The organism is Legionella sp. JM-2024 (assembly GCF_055389095.1).
Map to the genome: position 1 here is coordinate 1,655,352 of NZ_AP039388.1, position 17,143 is coordinate 1,672,494.

Here is a 17,143-nt window from a genome sequence, read left to right on the forward strand (position 1 = left end):
GTGACTACTTAATAATTATAATACAGAGGAAGCTAACAATAATGAACTATATACTAGCTATTGACCAGGGAACAAGTAGTACTCGTGCCATGATCTATACTCGTCAAGGTGAATTAATTGCCGGTAGTCAGTATCCTCTTACACAATATTACCCAAATCCAGGTTGGGTGGAACATGATCCTGAAGAAATATGGGAAAAAACTGTCAAGGCAATGAGAGATGTTGTATCACAAGTTCAAGGAAAATCAATTTTATGCTGTGGCATTACCAATCAACGAGAAACTACTGTCATTTGGAACAAGAAAACGGGTGAATGCCTGGCACCTGCTATTGTGTGGCAGGATAGACGCACGGAAGAGTTCTGTCTAACCCTGGCGGAATGTTCCTCAATGATACAAGAAAAAACAGGGCTGCTCCCTGATCCTTATTTTTCAGCAAGCAAATTAAACTGGTTATTAAAAAATAATCCTAAAGTGCAGTCATTACTTTGCAAAAGAGATTTGGCATTTGGGACAATTGATAGTTTTTTAATATGGCGCATGACCAAAGGTGAGAAACATTCTACTGATATAACCAATGCCTCAAGAACTATGATGTTTAACATTAATAATGAAAAATGGGATAAGGAATTACTTGAGCTTTTGTCCATTCCTGAATCGGTATTGCCGGAGGTTCATGCCAGTGATAATTATTTTGGGATGATTGATAAAGAATGGTTAGGTGTAGAAATTCCAATCACTGGTGTTGCAGGTGATCAACAAGCGGCTTTAATTGGGCAAGGCTGTTTTGATGGAGGAATGGTTAAAGCAACTTTTGGTACAGGTGGTTTTTTATTACTTAATACTGGAGATCAGCCAGTTCATTCAAAGCACAAATTATTGACTACTATTGCTTATAAAATTAAGGACAGAACGGTCTATGGTTTGGAAGGTAGTATTTATCATGCTGGTACCACTGTGAAATGGTTAAGAGATGAAATGAAATTAATATCTCATTCCAGCGAAACTGAATCGTTGGCCCAAAGCTTGGATAGTAATAATGGGGTATATCTGGTTTCATCTTTTACTGGATTAGGAGCACCCCATTGGTTATCCATATCGGGCTCTGCCATAATAGGGTTATCACGCTCAACGAACAGAGCACATTTTGCCAGAGCTGCATTGGAAGGAGTTTGTTATCAAACACGTGAGGTATTAACTTGTATGAGAGATGATAGTCAACTGGATTTGACTTTATTAAGAGCAGATGGAGGGATGGCAGTAAACCAATGGTTTCTTCAATTTCTTGCTGATCAGTGCCAATTAACAATTCAAAAACCCAAGGATATTGAAACGACTGCTAAAGGTGCAGCAATACTCGCTGCTATTGGCTATGGTTTGTTTGATTCCATTTCTGCAATAAATAAAATATGGGACGCCGAGTGTGAGTTTCGGCCTTTTAGAGAAAGAGAGGACGTGGACAAGGATTTTCGAGGTTGGTTGGAGGCGTTGGCAATGGTTAAATCAGGACAAAAGTAGAGCAGGAACATTTCACACAAAGTATAGTTTTAAAAATCAAAATAAACTAGAATAATCCGGCTCATATTTTATAATATAGAGCTCATTAACTACCAAAATCTTGAAGGGAAATTTGCATTTCAAGTTGCTTTCTGTCGAAGGTAAAGTTTTTATTAAATTATATCACAAAAGAAATCTTCAACGGTTTTCTCTTCAGAAATAGCATATACAAGAGGGTTCAGAGAAGTTTGTTTCCTCCTGATTGTTATTAGCTTGGTGTTTTAAAAGGATTTCCATCATTTCAATATCTTTTTTCTCTGTTGCAATAGAAGTTGGTGATTCTTGAGTTCTGTTTGCTTGCTTGATGTTAGCACCATTTTCGAGAAGAATAGCCATAACCTTGAGGTGTCTGTTTTTGGCAGCGATTAAAAGCGGGGTATCGCCGTTATTATCCGCTTGATTAATATTGGCACCTGCTTTAATCAAAGCTTCAACAGCCTTCATATGGCCGTTTTGGGCGGCAATCCAGAGAGGTGTCTGACCCCGTTTATTTTGATGTTTTGCATTGGCATGATTACTCAAGAGAAGTTCTACATGCTCATCATCTCCAACACTGCATGCAATAAAGAGGGCTGTATTGTGCTCCTCATAGGTTTGTACATTTGGTTTAGCACCTTGCTTGAAAAGATACTTTGAAGCATAAGGATTTCCCTCTCTAACAGAAAAATACAGCGCTTCATCCAAATTTTTATTTATATTTAATTTTCCATTATTTATTAATCTATTGCATTCCAGAAAATTAGCATGGGCGTTATTTTGTTGATATTTTTTAATATTAACAGACAATATTTTTTCTTTACCAGGGTTGTTTGGGTCAATCCTGTAAAGCATGGCTCTTATATTGTCGCTATTATAGTCACTTTTGTTAACATAGACAGATAATCCTGATCTTTCATCCATGTGTATATTGATTTTACCGAGAAGATGATCTTCTTTTACAGAAATAAAATTAGATGGAATCACATGAATATCAGGTTTTTTTCTGACAAGGCTATTCCGGTCAATAAACTTATGATCGAAGCAAACTGTCATTAATAAGCTGAGCTGAATCCCCTTCACACTGATATTTTGAATCAACTCGTTGTATTTAAATGCGTACACATAATTTTTGACAAAAGAAGATGGTAAAAGGGATTTTTCATAAAACATAAAACGTTTGTAGTGTTTTATTGTATTTGTTGAACTCATCGCATAGGCGCAATTCATTAAAAATACTGCTGTTTTAAGCTTATTATTCTTCAATAACGAAATTAAATTGAAATAATTTAATGCAAATATTAAATTGTTAAAATCATAAACATTATGGTGTTGTTTATTGCTGTCCGCAATTTGGTAAGCTTCCTTTGTCGCTTTAATTTTTTTCTCTAATTTCTCAGGACTTAATCTTGAATCGGGTTCATTTTTAAAATTTGAAAAGCTGCCTGGTATGATAACCATATTAGGGTATTTCTTGATTTTATCGGATATCTTCTGAAGACACTTTTTTTTATCACTGCTGCTAATGGATATTGGCGTAAAAAAATATTCATGCAGTACGACAAGAATAATGACATTGCTTCCAACTTGTTTTAATGCATTCATATTTATTTTTTCAAGGGCGTCCAAAACAAGTTCTAATTTACGATCAAGCTCAACCTGCTCGTAACTATCATCAGAAAAGTCGATACCCGCAATGTAAAACTGCTCTTGCTTCATGGGTGATTTCTTCGAACTCCTAGCCTGTTATAAGCGTGCACTATACAAAATCTATCACCAAAAGTCTTTATTACAAGAGTCGATCAGCTCTTCACAATCTTAGGATAAAGTTACTTTAAGAAATAAATCAAATTTTATGTCATCTTTTGTTGTATTAATCTGGCACATAGTATAGATAAAATTTTCTGGCATTGCCCGTATTATGGTTTTCCCTAACACGGGCTACTTTGAAAAGTTATGTTTTTTATTTTACATCACGAATTTTTTCACCAGTATATAACTGACGTGGTCTACCAATACGTGATTTAGTGGCAACCATTTCCATCCAGTGGCTCATCCATCCAACAGTGCGGGCCAGAGCAAATACCACGGTGAACATATTAGTTGGTATTCCGATAGCACTTAAGGTAAGCCCAGAGTAAAAATCTACGTTGGGGTAGAGTTTTTTCTCGATGAAATACTCATCTTCTAAAGCGATACGCTCAAGCTCCATTGCCAGTTTGAACAAGGGTGCTTCTTTTGCCCCCACTGCTTCTAACACATCATAGCAGGTTTTGCGCATTACTTTGGCTCTTGGGTCATAGCTTTTATAAACTCTGTGGCCAAAGCCCATTAAGCGGAATGGGTCGTTTTTATCTTTGGCTCGTTTAATATAATGATCGATACGGCTTACATCACCTATCTCCTTCAACATATTTAAACAAGCTTCATTGGCTCCACCATGAGCAGGGCCCCATAAGGCTCCAATGCCAGCGGAAATACAGGCAAAGGGGTTAGCCCCGGTAGAGCCAGCCAAGCGAACGGTTGATGTAGAAGCATTTTGTTCATGATCAGCATGGAGAATAAAGATGGTATCCATAGCCTTTACTAACACAGGATCTGGAGTTGTATCTTCAGAAGGAACGCCAAACATCATGTGAAGGAAGTTTTCTGCATAAGACATTTTATTTTTTGGATACATATAAGGCATGCCAATAGAGTATTTATAGCTCATTGCAGCCAAAGTAGGCATTTTAGCGACCAATCGGATTGCTGAAATAAAACGGTCTTGTGCATTATTCAAATCCATTGATTCATGATAAAAAGCGGATAAGGCACCCACTATTCCAACCATGATAGCCATTGGATGAGCATCACGTCTGAATCCATTCAGGAATTGATACATTTGTTGATGAACCATAGTATGGTTGTTAATTAAATTAACAAAAGATTTCTTCTCTTCTTTATTTGGTAATTCGCCATTAAGCAATAAATAACTGACGTCAAGAAAGTCCTTATTTTCTGCTAGTTGCTCTATAGGATAGCCCCTATATAACAAAATGCCTTTGTCGCCATCAATATAGGTGATTTTAGATTCACAGGAGGCAGTTGATAAAAAACCTTGATCAAAGGTAAAGACGCCATGTGAACCAAGCTGGGTAATATCAATTACATCATTACCTAAGGTAGGAGTATAGATTGGTAAATCAATCTCCTCTTGCCCTTTGATGCTGAGTTTCGCTGTCTTTTGAGTCATTGCTTCTCCCGATAATTTATATGCCATAGGCATTCTTACTTGCACTAGTGCGCGGAACTATATAAAAATGACAACATACAGTCAAATTAAACATAATTTTGGTCATAAAAAATGCTAGCTCGGGATTTAAACACCCAAGATAATTTAGTCATTCTAAATCACATACATTGAGTATATATTATGGTTTAGAAATTTGAGGGAGAATAGAAAAAAAAATGATAACTCCAGCGGAATTACCCATTAACCATCGTGGTGCAGTATATCACCTTGATTTAAGAACAGAAGAGATAGCAGACGTTATTATTACGGTTGGAGATCCGGCTCGTGTGAGTCAGGTCAGTCGATTTTTTGATAAGATTGAGGTGCAACGTTCTCATCGGGAATTTGTTACACATACAGGATACTTGGACTCCAAAAGACTTACTGTACTTTCAACTGGTATTGGCATGCCCAATATAGATATTGTAATGAATGAACTTGATGCTTTGGCAAATATTGATTTGTCGACTCGAACAGTGAATGCTAACAAAAAAAGATTAACAATCATTCGATTAGGTACCACCGGTGGTTTGACTGAAGAGTGTTTGCCTGGAGATATAGCAATTAGTCGATACGCAATTGGATTCGATAGCTTGATTGATTATTATCAGTATGAACCTACTCGAGCACTTCAAGTGATTAAAGAAGAGTTATCACAGCATCTAAATGGAGAGAGTGGTCCATTTTATATTTCTGAATCTTGCCCTAAATTGGCTGAACAGTTTAATTTTTTGGGCCATACCGGAATTACTGCTACTTGTGGTGGTTTTTATGGACCACAGGGACGTCAATTAAGATTGCCGCTTCGTTACCCAAATCTAATTAGTCAGTTGGGAAAATTTCGTGCTAATAATTATTCGATAATTAATCTTGAAATGGAAACTGCTGCTATTTATGCACTTGGCAATATGCTTGGACATAGATGCTTGTCCTTAAGCGTGGTACTTGCAAATAGAATACATGGAAGTTTTGTCGCCGATGTAAAATCTTGTTTGGATTCCTTTATTACCAAATCACTCGCAAACATTATAAACATCCTCGAACCTTCTGAAGCGTAAGATGATTTAATTAAGACGTCCAGTGTGGTATCCTTTTGTATTAAATTAATCGTAATTTATTGTCTAAAGGATACATCCAAATCATGGTATATCTAGCTAAAGAAGTCTTACCAGTCAATATTGAAGACGAATTGAAGCAATCCTATTTGGATTACGCTATGAGTGTCATTGTAGGTAGAGCATTGCCTGATGTGCGTGATGGCTTAAAGCCAGTACATAGGCGAGTTCTTTTTGCAATGAGTGAGCTGGGTAATGACTGGAATAAACCTTATAAAAAGTCTGCTCGTGTAGTAGGGGATGTAATCGGTAAATACCATCCTCATGGCGATACAGCGGTTTATGATACTATTGTTCGTATGGCGCAGCCCTTTTCTATGCGCTACCTCTTGATTGATGGTCAAGGAAATTTCGGTTCTGTGGATGGAGATGCCCCTGCAGCCATGCGTTATACCGAAGTGCGAATGTCCAAAGTGGCTCATGCATTATTAGCTGATCTGGAGAAGGAAACAGTTGATTTCACTCCTAATTATGATGAAACTGAATTTGCACCAGTTGTATTACCATCACGAACTCCCAATTTATTAGTTAATGGTTCATCAGGTATTGCAGTGGGAATGGCGACTAATATCCCGCCACACAACCTTACTGAAGTGATTAATGCCTGTATTGCTTTGGTTGATGAGCCTGAAACCAGTCTTGAAGATATAATGGAAATTATTCCTGGTCCTGATTTTCCAACAGCAGCAATAATTAATGGACGCGCTGGAATCATCGAAGGGTATCGGACTGGAAAAGGACGAGTGGTTATCAGAGCACGGACTGATATAGAAACTGAAGAAAGTTCAGGGCGCCAATCTATTATTATTCAGGAGTTACCTTATCAGGTTAATAAAGCGCGTTTGATTGAACGCATCGCTGAATTGGTGAGAGACAAAAAAATTGAAGGAATTTCTGGTCTGAGAGATGAGTCGGACAAACAGGGAATGCGAGTTGTCATTGAGTTAAAGCGCAATGAGGTAGCAGATGTCATATTAAATAATTTATATGCCCATACTCAAATGCAAAATGTATTTGGGATTAATATGGTCGCGCTGGTTGATGGCCAACCACGTACTTTAAATCTAAAACAAATACTTGAATATTTTATTAAACATCGAAGAGAAGTTGTTACTAGACGAACAATATTTGAATTGAAAAAAGCCAGAAATCGTGCTCATTTGCTCGAAGGCTTGGGAATTGCTCTGGCTAATATCGATGAAATGATTGCATTAATTAAAAAATCACCGACACCCCAGGATGCAAAAGAAGCTTTATTAGATAAAATATGGCAACCGGGTTTGGTAAAGGCTATGTTGGAAAAAGCCGGATCAAATGCGTCAAGACCAGATGATTTAACTGAAGAATATGGTTTGCATGAGAATGGATATAAATTGTCTGCTGCCCAAGCTCAGGCAATACTTGAATTAAGATTGCACCGATTAACTGCTCTTGAACAAGATAAAATAATTAGCGAATTTGAAGAGTTATTGAATGCAATCAAAGAGTTACTTGATATACTGGCTTCTCCGGAAAGACTCATGCAAGTGATTCGTGATGAATTGATTGAAATCAAGACTCAGTTCGGTGATGAACGACGCACTGAAATTACAGCATCACAAGAAGATTTGACTATTGAAGATTTAATTACCGAAGAAGACGTAGTTGTGACTTTATCTCATCAAGGTTATGTGAAATATCAACCAATTACAGCTTATCAGGCTCAGCGTCGAGGCGGGAAAGGAAAACTGGCGACGCATGTGAAAGACGAAGATTTTGTTGAACGTTTGGTGATTACCAGTACACACGATACATTATTGTGCTTTTCTAACCATGGTAAATTGTATTGGCTGAAAGCCTATCAATTACCCCTGGCAAGTCGTACTTCCAGAGGAAGACCTATAATCAACATTCTTCCATTAGCAGAAGGTGAAGAGATAAATGCTATGCTTCCTGTGCGTGAGTATAAGGAAGGTACGTATGTATTCATGGCTACCAAGAATGGAACGGTTAAAAAAGTACCTTTAAATGCGTTCAGCAGGCCAAGGTCAAATGGAATTATTGCAGTTGATCTGGATGATGACGATAGTCTTGTAGGAGTCGGAATTACCGATGGTACCAGAGACATTATGTTGTTTACTGATGCAGGAAAAGTCATTCGTTTTGATGAAAATAAAGTGCGGCCAATGGGACGAACAGCTCGAGGCGTTCGCGGAATTAGAATTGAAAAAGATCAGGCAGTTAAATCTCTCGTGGTAGTAGACCCTAATGGTGGAACTATTTTAACAGCAACTGAAAATGGCTATGGCAAGAGAACTCATATCGATGAATATCGAGTTTCAGGCAGAGGTGGACAAGGAGTTATTTCTATTCAGGTTACTGAACGAAATGGTAAAGTTATCCGTTCCTTGCAGGTAACAGATAATGATGAAGCGATGTTAATTACAGATAAAGGAACCTTGGTACGTTTCAAAGTCAATGAGTTGTCTGTGATAGGCAGAAATACACAAGGTGTTCGCTTAATTAATGTCAGTTCTGGCGAGACCGTTGTAGGAATGCAAAAGATTGAGGATCTTGGAGAAGATTTGGAGGATTCAGAAAATTCAGCATTAGAAATTGAAGACAGTAGTGATGAAAGCCAGGGTTTATAATTTTGGTGCCGGCCCTGCTATGCTTCCTGAAGTGATATTAAAGGAAGCGCAAGAGGAGTTTCTTAATTGGCACGGTACTGGTATGTCCATTCTTGAAATAGGACATAGAACATCTGAAGTCATTAATCTTTTAAGTACTGCAGAACAATCACTAAGAGAACTGCTAAACATTCCAAAAAATTACCATGTATTATTTTTAGGAGGGGCTGCTCGTACTCAATTTGCAATGGTTCCTATGAATTTGTTACAACCAGAAAATGAGGCCGCTTATATAGTGACAGGAATCTGGTCTCAGATGGCTTATCATGAAGCAAATCTGGTGAAAAGGGCCTACTGTCTTGCCAATGAAGAGCAAGGTGGCTTTGTATCTGTTCCTGATCCACAAAATTGGATATTCAAAAACAATACATCTTATGTTTATTTCACGCCAAATGAAACAGTGAATGGAGTCCGATTTCCTTATGTTCCCAAAACCGGTGAAGTGCCGTTAGTTGCTGATATGACCTCATGTTTGCTGAGTGAGCCAATAAATATTAAACAGTATGGTTTGATTTTTGCGGGTGCACAGAAAAACATTGCTAATGCTGGTTTAACCGTTGCTATAATTAACGAAGCTTTGTTAAAAAAATGTCCTAAGCCAATGGTTCCTACCATGATGAATTATGAAACTCATGCGAAACATCATTCATTATATGCCACTCCACCAGTATTCAATTGCTACTTGGCAGCCAAAATGTTTGATTGGATTAAGACTCAAGGTGGTGTAGAGGGACTATTTCGGCAGAATTGTCTGAAAGCTGCGAAGTTATATCAATATCTTGATTCCACCGATTTTTATTTGACTCCCGTCTCAAGAGAAGCTCGCTCAATTATGAATATTTGCTTTTCTCTTCATAATACTGATTTGGAAGAGAAGTTTTTAAATAGGGCTAATGAACGTGGGTTATGTGCATTAAAAGGCCATCGTTTTGTAGGAGGTCTGCGCGCCAGCTTATATAATGCCATGCCCATGTCTGGAGTGAATGCTCTCATTGAGTTTATGTCTGAATTTGCTAAGGAAAATGGTTAGTGAGCAAGCTTAATTTTATTAGTAAACCTGTTAAATCTCTAGAAGGCGAAATAGTGGTTCCTGGAGATAAATCTATTTCTCATCGTTCTGTTATCTTCGGTTCAATTGCTGTTGGAACTTCAGTGATTGATGGATTTTTAGAGGGTGAAGATTGCATGGCAACACTAAAAGCATTTCAATCGATGGGTGTTGCAATCGAGGGACCTGATAAACAACGTCTTGTTATTCATGGAGTTGGAAAGTATGGATTAAAACAACCCAAAAGCATTATTGATTGTGGTAATTCAGGTACCAGTATACGTTTATTAGCGGGTTTGCTGGCGGCGCAGAAATTTGATAGTCAATTAACTGGAGATGAAAGTCTGCTTAAGAGACCTATGCTTCGGATTAGTCGACCTCTAAGTCAAATGGGTTCCGATATAACCACTCAGGAGGGTAAACCACCAATTACAATAAAAGGTGGAAGGACGTTACAGGGTATACATTATGTCATGCCAGAGGCTAGTGCACAGGTAAAATCTTGCCTGTTATTAGCAGGTATGTACGCTGAAGGACAAACAAAAATCACTGAGCATGCTGTAAGTCGTGATCATACAGAGAGAATGCTAAAAACTTTTTCTTACCCGGTTCAGATATTGGATGATTCTATAGTTATTGATGGGCATGGGGAATGCCATGGAACTCATCTTAATATTCCAGGGGATATTTCGTCTGCTGCTTTTTTTATTGTTGCAGCATCTATAACCCCAGGCTCAGATGTTTTAATTCGCAATGTAGGTGTCAATCCTACACGGACTGGAATTATCCATATTTTAACTGAAATGGGTGCCGATATTACTGTTTTGAATCAGAGGACTTATGGAGAAGAATTAGTTGCGGATTTGCAAGTTAAATATTCACAATTAAAAGGGATTAATATCCCTGCTTTTATGGTGCCATTAGCCATTGATGAGTTTCCTGTTATTTTTATTGCAGCGGCCTGCGCTAAAGGACAAACTACACTTCATGGAGCTAAGGAGCTTCGGCTGAAGGAAAGTGATCGTATTGGTGCAATGGTGGATGGATTAAATCGATTAGGTATTCATGCGGAAGGCTTTGAGGATGGAATATTTATCGAGGGTGGTCATATACATGGTGGTGAAGTGGATAGTCGAGGAGATCATAGGATTGCCATGTCATTTGCCATTGCTGGAGCCATAGCCAGTGCTCCTATAACTATCCGAAATTGTACGAATGTTGCAACATCATTTCCTTCCTTTGCAAGTACTGCCAATAGGCTTCGTTTTCAGATAGAGGAATTTAGCTGATGGTTTTTAATAAAAAAATTCCTGTTATTACATTGGATGGTCCAAGCGGAACAGGGAAGGGAACAATTTGCCATTTGGTGGCAAAGAAATTACATTGGAATATGCTTGATAGTGGTGCGATTTATCGTGTTCTCGCTCATGCTGCCCGTAAAAACGGCATAAAACCCGATCAAATCAATCAACTCACTGATTTGGCTCTGTCTTTGAATTTACGTTTTGAATCGTCTCCAGATAATGAAACAAAAGTAATACTTGATAACGAAAATATAAGTCAGCAAATTCGTAGTGAACAGTGTGGCCAAGATGCTTCACTCATTGCAGCAATTCCAGAAGTAAGGGGAGCATTGCTCGAACGTCAGAGAGATTTTGCTCAATTTCCTGGATTGGTTACTGATGGTAGAGATATGGGTACAGTGGTCTTTCCAAATGCGATTTTGAAGGTATATTTGTATGCAAGTGCAGAAGAAAGAGCAAATAGACGATATTTACAGTTGAAAGATAATGGAATTAATGTTAGCCTCGCCCAGGTTGTTGAAGAACTGGCTAAACGTGATGCAAGGGATACGGCTCGTACACATGCTCCATTGAAACCAGCTGAGGATGCCGTCTTGATCGATACAACTGGACTAACAATTGTACAAGTGTTCAATAATGTATTAAAATTAATTGATGAACGTTTGAATAATTTATAGTTCTAATTGGGGGGAAGGTGAGTGGAACTCATTCTTCCATTTTTTTACTAAAGAGTTTATTAACATGTCTGAAAGTTTCAAAGAATTATTTGAGCAAAGTATTGCCGGAGCTCAATTTTATCCTGGTGCCATTATTACTGCTAAGGTTATTGATATAGATGATGATTTTGTTACCCTAAATGCAGGATTAAAATCAGAAGGTATTGTTGCTGTAGAAGAATTCTACGATAAAAATGGCGAACTGGAAGTGAAAGTAGGTGATACTGTCGAAGTGGCCCTGGATTCAGTAGAAGATGGTCACGGCGAAACGCTCCTTTCAAGAGAAAAAGCCAAGCGTCAGGAAGCATGGCGTAAATTGTCAAAATGTCACGAGAATAATGAAACAGTGACTGGTTTGATTTCTGGTAAAGTCAAAGGCGGTTTCACTGTAGAAATTGGCTCTATAAGAGCGTTTTTACCAGGTTCTCTGGTTGATGTTAGACCAGTTAGAGATCCTTCTTATCTCGAAGGTAAAGAACTTGAATTTAAAGTCATCAAGATGGACTTGAAACGTAACAATATTGTTGTTTCTCGGCGTGCGGTTGTTGAAGAAGAAAGCAGCGCTGACAGACAGGCACTCCTGGAATCATTGCATGATGGTCAAGAACTTCATGGTATTGTTAAAAATCTTACCGATTATGGCGCCTTCATTGATCTTGGTGGTATAGATGGTCTGTTACATATCACTGACATTTCCTGGAAACGAGTTAAACATCCGAGCGAACTGCTATCAGTAGGTCAAGATGTAAAAGTTAAAGTGTTAAGCTTTGATAGTGAAAGGAATCGAGTTTCTTTAGGAATGAAGCAGTTAGGAAATGATCCCTGGGTTGATTTGGTAGAGCGTTATCCAATAGGAAAGAGACTACAAGGTAAAGTAACCAACATTACTGACTATGGTTGTTTTGTAGAAATCGAAGAGGGTGTAGAAGGGTTAGTACACATGTCAGAAATGGATTGGACTAATAAAAATGTTCATCCAAGCAAAGTGGTTTCTTTAGGAGATGTTGTTGACGTTATGGTTCTTGAAATTGATGAAGAACGACGTCGCATTTCTTTAGGCATGAAACAATGTGTGGGTAATCCTTGGCAGCAATTCGCATCAACTCATAATAAAGGTGAAAAGGTTCAAGGCAAAATTCGCTCTATTACTGATTTTGGAATCTTTATAGGTCTTGATGGTGATATAGATGGATTGGTTCATTTATCTGATATTTCCTGGACTATAGCTGGTGAGGAAGCGGTAAAACAGTTTAAGAAAGGCCAAGAACTGGAAGCTGTCATTTTAGCAATTGATCCAGAAAGAGAACGCATTTCTCTTGGTTTGAAGCAACTGGAAGGTGATAGTTTCGCAAGCTTTTCTGAAACTTACACTAAAGGTTCGATTGTTAAAGGCACTGTCACCGCAGTAGAGGCTAAAACCGTAACTGTTGCATTAGCAGAAGACGTTTTTGGAACAATTCGTGTTGGTGAACTGTCTGATGAGCGTGTTGATGATGCTACCACTGTTGTAAAAGTTGGTGATGAAGTGGAAGCAAAAATCACTAATGTAGACAGAAAAAATCGCACCATTTCGCTTTCTGTTAAAGCCAAAGATGCTCAGGATGAAGCAGATGCAATTAAAAAATACTCTAGAACTGAAGCTGCTTCAACTACTCTAGGGGATCTATTAAAAGAGAAAATGGCTAGTAAAGAGGGTGAATAGCCTTTTAAATTCAAAGATAAAAAAAGCGTAGATAACTCTACGCTTTTTTATTTTGAGAAACAGATTATGGTATGATGAGTTTTTTAGTTTAAGGATAAAAGGAATACTCGATGCGCATATTGATGCTGGTAACTTATCTATTACTTATTATTATTGGTGTTAGTTTTGCTGCTCTAAACGCCTCCTCAGTTCAAGTTAATTTCTATTTCAAAACGGTATCTATGCCTATATCTGTCCTTATGACAATTATGCTTGGTGTTGGAGTCTTTATTGGCTTTGTTCTCTTTATTGCACGATATTGGCGTTTAAAAATTGAATGTCGTAAAATGAAAAGCCAATTAAAACTAACTGAAAAAGAAATAAAAAATCTACGTTCAATACCTTTACAAGATCAACATTAATTTAATTATTATTTGGGATACTCGGTATGCAGAGAGGAAAATTAATAAATGATTAATTTATGGCCACTATTGTTGCCTGCTGCCGCGTGGTCTGGATGGTGGATGGCAAGTCGCAATAACTCTAATAAGGACGCTCATGTTCATAATCGGTTATCGCGAGAATATGTAGTTGGACTTAATTATTTATTGAATGAGCAATCTGATAAAGCGGTTGATGTATTTATCAAACTTTTAGAAGTGGATAGTGATACAGTAGAAACACATCTGGCATTGGGTAGCTTATTTAGACGTAGAGGCGAAGTAGACAGAGCTATTCGTATTCATCAAAATTTAATTGCCAGGCCACAATTAAGCATCCAGCAACGCAAAGAAGCACTGATGGCTCTAGGGCAAGATTATATGAGTGCTGGAGTTTTTGATCGGGCTGAGCGCATATTTCTTGAGGTTGTCGAGCTAGGTGGGAGCCGAGATACAAACAGTCTTCAAGGATTATTGGCAATTTACCAACAGGAAAAAGCTTGGGAAAAGGCTTTAGATATTATTAAAAAATTGGAAATTTCTACTGGAGCCAGTTTTCATAATCAGGCAGCTCATTATTACTGTGAAATGGCTAATCAAGCTCTTAAAGTCAATGCTATAGACAGAGCAATTTATTGTATCAAACAAGCAATGAATGTCGATCCTGAATCAGTACGAGCCAGTTTGATGAATGCAACAATAGAAATTAAAGAGGGTCGTTATAAACAAGCGATTCGGTCTTTAAAGCGCGTGCCGCAACAAGATGCGGAATTTTTAACTGAAATTATAGAACCATTGGTTTTTTGTCATAAAGAACTGGATTCAATGCCGGATTGCATTCATTATCTTGAACAGACTTTAGTAAAACACCCCAGAGCTTCAGTGATTTTCGTTATTGCTGATTATCTGCGACAAAATAAGGGAATGGATGTTGCAATTGACTTTGTAGCTGATAATTTAAGCAAACATCCGTCAATAAGAGGATTAAATCGCTTGATATATTGGCATCTCGAATCAGCTCATGGGAAAGTACGTGAAAAACTACAAATGCTTTATGATATTACTAGTAAATTTTTAGACAATAAGCCCATATATCGATGTGGGCACTGTGGTTTTGGTGGTAAACATTTACATTGGCATTGCCCAAGTTGTAAACAGTGGGGTAGAATGAAGCCTATTCATGGGTTGGAAGGGGATTAGCCCAAGACATGCTATCACAAAGTTAATGAAAAGTTGCATATTATTAGTTTGGTATCGTAATTGAATTGTGTCGTTGTGATCCAAGTGAAGCAACCAGTTGAAAGATTTGAGCGCGATTCAATCTGGCTCGCTTTTTAGTGGTTATTATGACAGTTTACTTTCTAATAAATTCATTGCAACCCTATGTTTTTATAAAAATTATTTCTTAACTTCATTGTGTTCAGTCTTAGGTGTAGCTAAACAATTTATATACTAATTATGAGATTATAATGCAATTTATCGACTTAAAAACACAATATTCTTTAATTGAGAAGGACATTCTAAGCAGCATTAAACGGGTATTAAATCACGGGCAATATATTATGGGCCCTGAAATTGCAGAACTGGAAAAACAATTGGCTTCTTTTATTGGCGTCAAACATGCGATTGTGAACTCAAGTGGAACTGATGCTTTATTAATGGCATTAATGGCATTGGAAATTCAGCCAGGGGACGAAGTGATTACTAGTCCTTTCAGTTTTTTTGCAACAGCTGAAGTAATCAGTCTTTGCCATGCAGTACCTGTTTTTGTTGATATTGATCCTTTAAGTTATAATTTAAACCCGGAACAATTAGAAAAAGCGATCACAAAGAAAACAAAGGCTATTATGCCAGTTGATTTATACGGGCAATGTGCCGATTACGATGCCATTAATGCTATCGCAGAAAGATACGGTATTCCGGTTATTGAGGATGCGGCTCAGAGTTTTGGGGCAACTTATAAAGGCAAATATTCTTGTTCCTTATCTACTATCGGTTGTACTAGTTTTTTCCCTTCAAAACCTTTAGGAGGTTATGGAGATTCAGGTGCTTGCTTTACCAATGATGATGCCTTGGCTAAGAAATTAGTTGAAATTAGAATTCACGGTCAAAATGCACGTTATTGCCATAAGCGAGTAGGAATTAATGGCCGAATGGATACTATTCAAGCAGCTGTTCTGCTTGAGAAATTAAAAATTTTTTCTAATGAAATTTTAATGAGGCAAAGAGTAGCTGAGCGTTACGATGAAATGCTTTCAAGCTTGGTAAAAACCCCGTATGTACATAAATTCAACAATAGTGTTTATGCTCAGTATACAATTGAAGTAGATAACAGAAACGTATTCGAGAAGTCAATGCAGGCATCAGGAATACCTACTGCTGTACATTATCCAGTTGCCATGCATCAGCAGCAAGCGCTCAATTATTTGAATTATAAACTTGGAGATTTTCCAAACTCTGAAAATGCTAGTCAGCGTGTGATTAGTTTGCCTATGCATCCTTATTTACAAGAGGAAGAGCAAGTGAAAATAGTTGTCGCAGTTAGAAATGCTTTGCTATTGATAAATGAAGAGGCTGTAGCTTAAATGACACCTAAATTAATTGTTGCGTTGGATTTTGATAATCAGGATAGTGCATTACAATTGATAGATAAACTCGATCCGTTGCAGTGTGCTTTAAAGGTTGGAAGTGAACTTTTTACTCTCTTAGGCCCTCAGTTTATAAGACAGCTGGTAGGCAAACAATTTAAAGTATTTTTGGATTTAAAATTTCATGATATTCCTAATACCGTAGCAAAAGCCTGTCATTCAGCAGCCGAGCTAGGAGTATGGATGATTAATGTTCATGCTTTAGGAGGCTTGAAGATGCTACAAGCAGCAAAAAAATCTTTAGAGTCTTATGGCCAAGATAAACCTTTGTTGATTGCAGTGACTGTATTGACTAGTTTTGAAGAAGGCGAACTGGCCAGCATTGGTATTAGTCACTCATTACTTGATGAAGTAAAGAATTTGGCTCAGCTTGCCAGGGATGCTGGGCTTGATGGTATAGTCAGTTCTGCTCATGAAGTAGAAACCATAAAACAGGTGTGCGGTAATAGTTTTATTACTGTGACTCCTGGAATACGATTGCCAAATAACCTAAAAGATGATCAATCGCGCGTCATGACCCCACAACAGGCCATTAAAGCAGGAAGTGATTTTTTAGTTATTGGAAGACCAATTACACAAGCGGCTAATCCCTCCGAAGTTGTTTCTGCCATTCTTGGTGATATTTATTGATCATATATTAATTAAAAGAGACATATGGTATAATTTTTGTCAAATATTAATAAGTTATACCATTTCTATTCAATTCTATAAAAATT

The 17,143-nt window shown here is 37.6% G+C and carries 13 protein-coding genes; 11 read left to right on the top strand and 2 right to left on the bottom strand.

Translation table 11 applies throughout. From position 1 onward, the window contains the following. Nucleotides 1-41: 41 nt before the first annotated feature. Entirely contained in the window at nucleotides 42-1,517 is a 1,476-nt protein-coding gene (gene glpK / locus ACZ5EK_RS07350; protein WP_464432284.1) for a glycerol kinase GlpK, read from the top strand. Between the two features lie 192 nt (nucleotides 1,518-1,709). Here the strand turns inward: glpK and ACZ5EK_RS07355 are convergent, their stop codons facing one another. Continuing rightward, on the bottom strand, nucleotides 1,710-3,251 hold the full coding sequence (locus ACZ5EK_RS07355; RefSeq protein WP_464432287.1) for an ankyrin repeat domain-containing protein: 1,542 nt from the start codon (nucleotides 3,249-3,251) through the stop codon (nucleotides 1,710-1,712). Between the two features lie 244 nt (nucleotides 3,252-3,495). Continuing rightward, nucleotides 3,496-4,767 carry a citrate synthase gene (gltA, locus tag ACZ5EK_RS07360; RefSeq protein ID WP_464427690.1) on the bottom strand — a complete coding sequence of 424 codons (1,272 nt, stop codon included), beginning with the start codon at nucleotides 4,765-4,767 and terminating at the stop codon, nucleotides 3,496-3,498. 215 nt (nucleotides 4,768-4,982) lie between these two features. Here gltA and ACZ5EK_RS07365 point away from each other — a divergent pair, with 215 nt between their 5' ends. The 10 genes from ACZ5EK_RS07365 to pyrF all read left to right on the top strand — a co-directional run bounded on the left by ACZ5EK_RS07365 (nucleotide 4,983) and on the right by pyrF (nucleotide 17,057). Continuing rightward, the gene (locus ACZ5EK_RS07365) at nucleotides 4,983-5,864 is read left to right on the top strand and encodes a nucleoside phosphorylase (protein ID WP_464432289.1); all 882 of its coding nucleotides are present in this window, start codon (nucleotides 4,983-4,985) and stop codon (nucleotides 5,862-5,864) included. 83 nt (nucleotides 5,865-5,947) lie between these two features. Further along, nucleotides 5,948-8,551, top strand: a complete 2,604-nt coding sequence (gene gyrA / locus ACZ5EK_RS07370; RefSeq protein ID WP_464432290.1) for a DNA gyrase subunit A — start codon at nucleotides 5,948-5,950, stop codon at nucleotides 8,549-8,551. Beyond that, nucleotides 8,532-9,620 carry a 3-phosphoserine/phosphohydroxythreonine transaminase gene (gene serC / locus ACZ5EK_RS07375; RefSeq protein ID WP_464432291.1) on the top strand — a complete coding sequence of 363 codons (1,089 nt, stop codon included), beginning with the start codon at nucleotides 8,532-8,534 and terminating at the stop codon, nucleotides 9,618-9,620. The genes gyrA and serC overlap by 20 nt, the downstream gene beginning before the upstream one ends. Further along, the gene (gene aroA / locus ACZ5EK_RS07380; protein WP_464432293.1) at nucleotides 9,620-10,927 is read left to right on the top strand and encodes a 3-phosphoshikimate 1-carboxyvinyltransferase; all 1,308 of its coding nucleotides are present in this window, start codon (nucleotides 9,620-9,622) and stop codon (nucleotides 10,925-10,927) included. Before serC ends, aroA begins: the two co-directional genes overlap by 1 nt. Then, on the top strand, nucleotides 10,927-11,619 hold the full coding sequence (cmk, locus tag ACZ5EK_RS07385) for a (d)CMP kinase (protein ID WP_464432295.1): 693 nt from the start codon (nucleotides 10,927-10,929) through the stop codon (nucleotides 11,617-11,619). The genes aroA and cmk overlap by 1 nt, the downstream gene beginning before the upstream one ends. A gap of 64 nt (nucleotides 11,620-11,683) precedes the next feature. Beyond that, on the top strand, nucleotides 11,684-13,360 hold the full coding sequence (rpsA, locus tag ACZ5EK_RS07390) for a 30S ribosomal protein S1 (protein ID WP_464432297.1): 1,677 nt from the start codon (nucleotides 11,684-11,686) through the stop codon (nucleotides 13,358-13,360). 110 nt (nucleotides 13,361-13,470) lie between these two features. Next, the gene (locus tag ACZ5EK_RS07395) at nucleotides 13,471-13,761 is read left to right on the top strand and encodes a LapA family protein (protein ID WP_464432300.1); all 291 of its coding nucleotides are present in this window, start codon (nucleotides 13,471-13,473) and stop codon (nucleotides 13,759-13,761) included. Nucleotides 13,762-13,809: 48 nt separating this feature from the next. Beyond that, nucleotides 13,810-14,979, top strand: a complete 1,170-nt coding sequence (gene lapB / locus ACZ5EK_RS07400; protein ID WP_464432301.1) for a lipopolysaccharide assembly protein LapB — start codon at nucleotides 13,810-13,812, stop codon at nucleotides 14,977-14,979. A gap of 269 nt (nucleotides 14,980-15,248) precedes the next feature. Then, a complete protein-coding gene (locus tag ACZ5EK_RS07405; protein WP_464432303.1) occupies nucleotides 15,249-16,364 on the top strand; it encodes a DegT/DnrJ/EryC1/StrS family aminotransferase in 1,116 nt (371 codons plus the stop codon). Next, a complete protein-coding gene (pyrF, locus tag ACZ5EK_RS07410; RefSeq protein WP_464432307.1) occupies nucleotides 16,365-17,057 on the top strand; it encodes an orotidine-5'-phosphate decarboxylase in 693 nt (230 codons plus the stop codon). The last annotated feature ends 86 nt before the right edge of the window (nucleotides 17,058-17,143 follow it).

Excerpts from the sequence above, each read along its gene's own strand:
- gltA (WP_464427690.1), bottom strand. The coding sequence starts at position 4,767 with ATGACTCAAAAGACAGCGAAACTCAGCATCAAAGGGCAAGAGGAGATT.
- cmk (WP_464432295.1), top strand. The coding sequence starts at position 10,927 with ATGGTTTTTAATAAAAAAATTCCTGTTATTACATTGGATGGTCCAAGC.
- pyrF (WP_464432307.1), top strand. The coding sequence starts at position 16,365 with ATGACACCTAAATTAATTGTTGCGTTGGATTTTGATAATCAGGATAGT.
- serC (WP_464432291.1), top strand. The coding sequence starts at position 8,532 with ATGAAAGCCAGGGTTTATAATTTTGGTGCCGGCCCTGCTATGCTTCCT.
- ACZ5EK_RS07355 (WP_464432287.1), bottom strand. The coding sequence starts at position 3,251 with ATGAAGCAAGAGCAGTTTTACATTGCGGGTATCGACTTTTCTGATGAT.
- ACZ5EK_RS07405 (WP_464432303.1), top strand. The coding sequence starts at position 15,249 with ATGCAATTTATCGACTTAAAAACACAATATTCTTTAATTGAGAAGGAC.
- glpK (WP_464432284.1), top strand. The coding sequence starts at position 42 with ATGAACTATATACTAGCTATTGACCAGGGAACAAGTAGTACTCGTGCC.
- ACZ5EK_RS07395 (WP_464432300.1), top strand. The coding sequence starts at position 13,471 with ATGCGCATATTGATGCTGGTAACTTATCTATTACTTATTATTATTGGT.
- lapB (WP_464432301.1), top strand. The coding sequence starts at position 13,810 with ATGATTAATTTATGGCCACTATTGTTGCCTGCTGCCGCGTGGTCTGGA.
- ACZ5EK_RS07365 (WP_464432289.1), top strand. The coding sequence starts at position 4,983 with ATGATAACTCCAGCGGAATTACCCATTAACCATCGTGGTGCAGTATAT.
- rpsA (WP_464432297.1), top strand. The coding sequence starts at position 11,684 with ATGTCTGAAAGTTTCAAAGAATTATTTGAGCAAAGTATTGCCGGAGCT.
- gyrA (WP_464432290.1), top strand. The coding sequence starts at position 5,948 with ATGGTATATCTAGCTAAAGAAGTCTTACCAGTCAATATTGAAGACGAA.